This window comes from Bacteroidota bacterium (genome assembly GCA_034723125.1).
In the GTDB taxonomy this organism is placed as follows: domain Bacteria; phylum Bacteroidota; class Bacteroidia; order CAILMK01; family JAAYUY01; genus JAYEOP01.
Genome location: JAYEOP010000605.1, coordinates 1 through 6,966, shown reverse-complemented (window position 1 = coordinate 6,966; position 6,966 = coordinate 1). Strand labels below are relative to the sequence as shown.

Sequence of the window (6,966 nt, the reverse complement as noted above, 5' to 3'; positions counted from 1 at the left end):
CTGGAGACTGCCTACTGCTGACTGAGGACTGTTTTTGACTACCTCTGCTAAAAAGCCCGAGATTGTCGCGGTCGTACCTCCCTCACAATGACGACTTTATGGGTTGTTGTTCTAAGAATTGTTTATTTGTTTATTTGGAATTTGACTGCGAACTGCTGACTGTTTTTGACTGCTGACTGCCGACTGGTAATTTGTTTATTCGTAATACATAACTCTAAGTACTTTAGGCACTTTAAGTACTCTAAGTACTTCTTTATGTTTATTTGGAATTTGACTGCTGGCTGGAGTCTGCCTACTGCTGACTGAGGACTGTTTTTGACTACCTCTGCTAAAAAGCCCGAGATTGTCGCGGTCATACATCCCTCACAATGACGTTTTTATGGGTTGTTGTTGTCGGAATTGTTTATTTGTTTATTTGGTGATTTGTTTATTCGGAATTTGACTGTTGACTGAAGACTGTGGACTGCTGACTTCTTTAATTGAAAGCTCCAACATACCGTCATTGCGAAGGAAGTATGACTGAAGCAATCTGATGAAAGAATTGTTTATTTGTTTAGATTCTCCTCCGTAGCTTTAGCGAAGGAGGATTTAGTTATCTGTCTATTCGGAATTTGACTGCGAACTGCCGACTGCGGACTTGTAATTTGTTTATCCGTAACACATAACTCTAAGTACTTTAGGCACTTTAAGTACTCTAAGTACTTCTTTTTGTTTGGAATTCACTTACTAATCAAAGTGAGCTAATAAAACCAACATTTAATGTTAAATTATTTACTCCTCCGTTTGGATTTTGTATTCCTGCGTTGGAAATGTGTCTGAATCCCGGTCTTATGTCCAAATAAATATTTTCAGATGCTTTAATGTTTATTCCAAAATTAAAATTATCTGAAAAAATAAATCCAGGGCTTTGTCTGTGCGGTACTCCGCTAACGTAGTGAGGTCCTGAACTAATTAGAAAATATAAGCTAAAATCTTTCTTGATTTTTTTTCTGATAAGAAATCCTATGTTAATACCTGTTTCATGTGCAGTCAAAATTTCTTCAGAGTCGTCATGGAATGTATATTTTGCAAAATTGTACTGTGGTTGAATTAAGCTTTCAAGGGATAATTTCTCATTATCGTAAAGTGAGTAATAATATTGAAACTGAAACAAATACAAATTGTAGGTGTATTTGACATTTAGCAAATTGAACTTTAAGGAGTTGTTGTTAATTCTTTGGCAACCAACACCAAAGTCAAAACCTAATTTTGTTTTATCATTATTAAAAACCTTGTTTTGGCTGTAAACGGAAATTGAAGAAATGAAAATGATTAGAATCAGAAATATTTTTTTTAAGAATTTTACTGAATCCATTTTATGATAAATTATTAGAATCTTTCTTTATAACAAATCTTTTATAATTTCTTCAACACTGATTCCTTCAGCTTCAGCTTTATAATTTTTCACCAATCGGTGGCGTAGTACAGGAAGAACAACTTTTTGTACATCTTCAATATCAGGAGAAAACTTACCGTTAAAAATGCAGGATGTTTTTGCTCCGATAATAAGATATTGAGAAGCACGAGGACCGGCTCCCCATTCAATATATTTGTTTACTTTTTCTGTTGCGTTTTTTGTACCCGGGCGAGTTTTATTAACCAATTTTACAGCATATTCATAAACATTATCGGGAACAGGAATTTTTTCGAGTAAATTTTGATAAGTAATAATTTCTTCGGTGTTAAGGATTTTTTTTATTTTTACTTTTTTCCCTGAAGTAGTTTCTTTAATAATATTTATTTCTTCTTCAAAATCAGGATAGTCAATGATTATGTTGAACATAAACCTATCAAGTTGAGCTTCGGGAAGAGGATATGTTCCTTCTTGTTCAATAGGATTTTGAGTAGCTAAAACAAAAAATGGTTCTTGAAGTTTGTGATTTTTTCCTGCAACAGTAACATTTTTTTCCTGCATTGCTTCAAGTAAGGCAGATTGTGTTTTTGGCGGTGTTCTGTTTATTTCATCAGCAAGAATGATATTTGCAAAAACAGGTCCTTTGGCAAATTTAAAATTCTTTTTGTCATCAAGTATTTCCGAACCTGTAATATCCGAAGGCATAAGGTCGGGAGTAAATTGAATTCTGCTGAAATTGAGGTCTAATGCGTCAGCAACTGTTTTTATAAGTAATGTTTTGGCAAGCCCCGGTACTCCCACCAAAAGGCAATGTCCTCGGCTAAATATTGATGTAAGCAAGGCTTTTATAATATCGTCTTGTCCAATTATAACTTTTTTTATTTCAGTAAAAAGTTCATTATATTTTGCAATAAAATTATTTATCGCATTTATATCGTTATTTCCTTCAGTCATAAATACTAATTATTCTTTTTTATTTTCATATTCTTTTAGGAACTCGCAACGGGATAATGGTTCTTTGATCGTTATATATGTATTTTGATATGATTCTTTGAGCCATTTTTCTAATGTTTTCTGATGAATAGAGTTTTCTGCAAGTGTTTGAATTTTTGGATAGTCATCTATTAAATTAGCTTTATGAGGTGGTGTTTTACTTTTTAAACTAATTATTCTGTATGCTTTTCTTCCCTGAATTGTCATCATTGGTAGTGGGTCTGAAATACTTCCTACTTGCATTGTATCAATAATATAAAAAAGTGATGCATCAATTTTGTTAACAGCTATTTTTGTTGCTCCTGATTCTTCATCAAGAATACCTCCGCCATTATTTTTTGTTGCTTCATCATCAGAATAGAGGTAAGCACAGTCGTAAAATGTAAAAGTATCGTTTTTTATTTTGTCCTTAATTTCTAATAATTCCTTTTTAGCATTTTTTATAGATTCTGAATTTATCTTTGGTTTTATTAGAATGTGCCGTACATGAATTCGTTCCCCTTTTCTGTCAAGTAATTCAAGAATATGAAATCCGAATTCTGTTTCAATAACAGAGGATAGGGTTCCTTCCGTCAGTCTCATTGCTGCTGCTGAAAACTCAGGGACGAATTCTGACTTTGAACGCATTCCTAAATCTCCTCCTTCTGTTGCAGAGCCATCATCTTCGGAATATAAAATTGCTAAATTTTCAAATTTATCCCCATCAACTATTCTTTTTCTTAATTCAGTAATTTTCTTTTTAGCTTTTTCTATTGCTACATCAGTAGGTTTTGGATAAATAACAATTTGAGAGACTTCTACTTCTGTGTTATAAAAAGGTAAGCTGTCTTTTGGTAGATTATGAAAAAATTCTTTTACGCCTTTTGGAGTAACTTTTACATCTCCCACTACTTGATTTTTCATCATTTCCGCAAGTTTCATCTCTTTAATAGGAGCTTTCATTTCATCTTTAATTTCACCAATAGTTTTGCCGTAATAATCTTCAAGAGCTTCCTTACTTCCTATTTGCGAAATAAAATAGGCTAATCTTCTGTTGATATCCCCATCTATTGTTTCATCCGAAATTTCAAGACTGTCAATCAAGGCTTGATTAAGCAATAATTTTTGATATAGTGTGCTTTTAAATACTTCACATTTTGCAAGCCATGCACTTTTTGAATCGGGGAAGGTCAGGTCTAGTAATTGTGATTCAATATCTGATTTTAAAATTATTTGATCTCCAACAATGCTAACTATTTCGTCAATTGTATTGCTGTCTTGAGCTTGAGTTTTTGTTTGCACAAATAATATACAAACAAAAAATAATAATATTAATTTACGTTTATTCATAAATGTTAAAATAATTCTTTTTTAAACCTTCGTTAAATATTTGTCCTTCAATTGTGTGAATTAATTCAGTACTTCTTTTATGTAGGATTATACTTTCTATTCTTTCTTTTTCAAATTCAATAGGAGGGATGTCTCCTTCTTTTTTTATTTCTTTTATACTTGCAAAATAATGAAATAAAGAGTCTTGTGTTTCATAATTTGCTCCTGAATAAATATTCCGACATGTATTATTGGAGAAATTTAAATCTATTTTTAATTCGTTAAAGTAAAACCATTTTGTGTCATCTAATGAAAAAAGATTAGCGTTTTTGAGGCAATACAGGTGTAAGAAATCTCTGTCTGCTATCTTATCGGATTTATACCATTTTCTTAATTTTGTAATCTCGGGTGCATCAAGTGGTACTTTTAAAAAAATGAGGCGTACTAAACATTTTTTTAGCTTGAACTTTTCTTTATTTGCATTAAAATATTCTTCTATATCTTTTTGAGTAATATTGTCATCAAGACGTTGTTGGACTAGCTTTTTTTCATATTCATATTTTATCAAAGACTGATAGTATTTGTCAAGTTTCTTTGTTTTATCTTTTTCTTCATCTGTTAAATTTAACAAAGCTTTTTTAAATATTAATTGCTCAGTAATCCATTTGTTTATGAAATCTTTTCGTATTATTATGCTATCTTCTTTGGTAGGATTGTTTTTAAAAAGATTCTCTATATCTTTTTCATAAAGATTGTAGTCTTGTACCGAAGCTATAACTTTATTTGCTATATCTTCAGTATTTTTATCCTTTTGAAAAAATGAACAAGAATTAAATAAAATTAAAGATAGAATAAATAATATTAAAAGTTTTTGCATTTATTTCTTTTTAATAATTGATGTCAAAACTTCTTCGTTGACTTTTAGGGGATATTTTTGTTTTAGTGATTTTATCCATTTTTTTTCTAAATAATTCTGGTAATCTGCAATTACTATGCCTTTGATGTTTTCATATTTTTTGATTTCTTCTTTAAAATATTCTTGCATATCAAGTACTCGCCATGTATCTTTCTCTGTATCTTTAACAACAAAAACATCTTTTTTGCCAAAATATGGTTCAAGAAGTTCGTTTTCTCCTTCTTCATATTTGCCGATAGAATAAGTTATATTTAATGGGTCTTTTTCATTTAGAATGTCAACAATCTTAGCTGTTGATAATTTTTGATCTTTGAGCATTGATTTTACTTTCTTAGCAATGTTTTCATTCTTACAAATATAAATAGTTGCTTGAACTCGTTTTTTCCATTGGTAATTGTCTTTTCGATCTTGATAAAAATCTTTTTGTCCAATGGTGTCCGACATTGCTTTTGACCAAACTTTCTTATCTGTTATTTCAAATAAAAGCATTCCGTCAAGGTATTCATTTACAAGGTTTTTAAACTCAGGGTAATTCTCTTCAAGATGTTCTTCCGAATATGCTAAAATTGTTTCCTCTACATATAATTCAAAGTATTTTTCTATGGAATATGGAATGTTTGAAAAGCGAACTTTTTTGTGTTTTAACTGAATGTATTCTGCAAAATCTTTTTGAGTATATTTTTCTTTTTCAATTTTTATAAGCCATTTATCAAGCTCGGCATTCTTAGGTATTTCCCATTTGCCTTCAAAAAGTGTTGAATCCAAAATATCAGAAAATATTTTTAATCTTCTGCTTCTCTCTTTAAATCTGAAATTGTCTTTAAGATTTGTTATCAGTTGGTCTTTTGCCAGTATTGATCTTGAATCTCTTTTTACTTTACGTGTAATGAAATCTTCCATTTCTTCATAAGGTTTAAGCATTTCAAGTTCAAGTCGTTTTATAATGTGCCAACCAACTTTAGTACGAAATGGTTTTGAGAAATCACCGTCATTTTCAAGCGTAAAAGCAACTTCTTTAAATTCAGCAGGAATGCTGTATGAAAAACTTGTAAACGGAGGAAGAACACCGTCATTTCTTTTCGATCTTTTATCATCTGAATAATTTGTAACAAACTTTTCAAAGTCCTTACTTTTATTAAGTTCTTTGTAGATATTATCGATTTTCTTTTTGATGTTGTTTTCAATTACTGTATCTGCATCTTCCGGTACTTGAAGAAAAATTTGGGACACTTTAATTTTCCCTTGATAAGGTCTTTTATCGGTAACTTTTAATATATGAAAACCAAATTGTGTCCTGAATGGTTCTGATACATTATTTACAGCAGTGTTAAATGCGGCAGATTCAAATTTGTAAATAAGGTGGAATGCACTGAAATATCCAAGGCTACCTTTATTCCTTTTTACGGAAGGGTCTTCAGAATGTTCTTTTGCAAGTTCTTCAAAGTTTTCTCCATTAGTTGCTGATTTATAAATGGACATTATTTTTTCTTTAGCTTTTTGCACTTCTTCAGGAGGGGCATCTTCTTTTACTATTATAAGAATATGACTAGCTTTTATTTCCCAGTTCATTCTTTCAAAAGCCTCTTTTTTTAGTTTCTCAATAGTTTTTTTATCACTCATGTATGGTTTGGTAAGTTGCTCTCTATATGTTTCAAATTCTTTTTTGAATGATTGTACCGTATCAAGACCAAGAGTTTTGGCTTCTTTTACTTTTAATCTAAAATTTATAAACAAGTCAAGGTATTCGTTAAGACTTTCTTTTGAATAATAGTTTTCATCGTTTTTGTTGTTTTTCTGATAAATGTATTCAAATTCACTAAGCATTATTGTTTCATCAGCAATAGTAAATAGTACAGTTTCGGGTTTTTGTGCATTTGCAAAAAATGAAATGAAAAATAATAAAACGAAAATTGATTTTTTTGAGTTCATAATGATAATTTTTTTTTGTGCAAAGGTATTTAATTTTTTCTTCCATTCGCAAATTGGCATGTACAAAAATATTTTTTTAAAATGGGAGGATTTAGCTTGATAATTTTTGAGAGTATAATACCAATTTAATTTCAAAACGCCTGATAAATAAATTAAATTATATTTTTCTTTTTTTAGGCAAAAATTTTTTGCATAACTTGTTCCGCACTTGTTTCGGAAGCTATAGCTACGGAAATAATTTTTAACGACAAAAAAGGGAAATAGAAATGATTTATATCGGGTGTTTTGATGTTAATTTGGTATTATTATCAATCGTAACCCAATGCTTTAATTGCAAGTTCAATTTCATAGTCTTTTTTGGGATCATAACCCTCTTTTAGATTATATCCAAAAATCCGTGCAAAACTCTGCCAGAACAATGCATTGA

General features: G+C 30.4%; 5 protein-coding genes. All 5 read right to left on the bottom strand.

Annotated features, from left to right (window positions below):
- Positions 1-730: 730 nt before the first annotated feature.
- The 5 genes from U9R42_14970 to U9R42_14950 are packed head-to-tail and all read right to left on the bottom strand — an operon-like array spanning position 731 to position 6,539.
- On the bottom strand, positions 731-1,354 hold the full coding sequence (locus tag U9R42_14970) for an acyloxyacyl hydrolase (GenBank protein MEA3497327.1): 624 nt from the start codon (positions 1,352-1,354) through the stop codon (positions 731-733).
- 27 nt (positions 1,355-1,381) lie between these two features.
- Positions 1,382-2,347 carry a MoxR family ATPase gene (locus U9R42_14965; GenBank protein MEA3497326.1) on the bottom strand — a complete coding sequence of 322 codons (966 nt, stop codon included), beginning with the start codon at positions 2,345-2,347 and terminating at the stop codon, positions 1,382-1,384.
- 9 nt (positions 2,348-2,356) lie between these two features.
- Positions 2,357-3,715, bottom strand: coding sequence for a peptidylprolyl isomerase (locus tag U9R42_14960; protein MEA3497325.1), 1,359 nt, complete (start codon positions 3,713-3,715; stop codon positions 2,357-2,359).
- The gene (locus U9R42_14955) at positions 3,708-4,571 is read right to left on the bottom strand and encodes a hypothetical protein (protein MEA3497324.1); all 864 of its coding nucleotides are present in this window, start codon (positions 4,569-4,571) and stop codon (positions 3,708-3,710) included. Before U9R42_14955 ends, U9R42_14960 begins: the two co-directional genes overlap by 8 nt.
- Positions 4,572-6,539, bottom strand: a complete 1,968-nt coding sequence (locus U9R42_14950) for a peptidylprolyl isomerase (protein MEA3497323.1) — start codon at positions 6,537-6,539, stop codon at positions 4,572-4,574.
- Positions 6,540-6,966 lie beyond the last annotated feature (427 nt).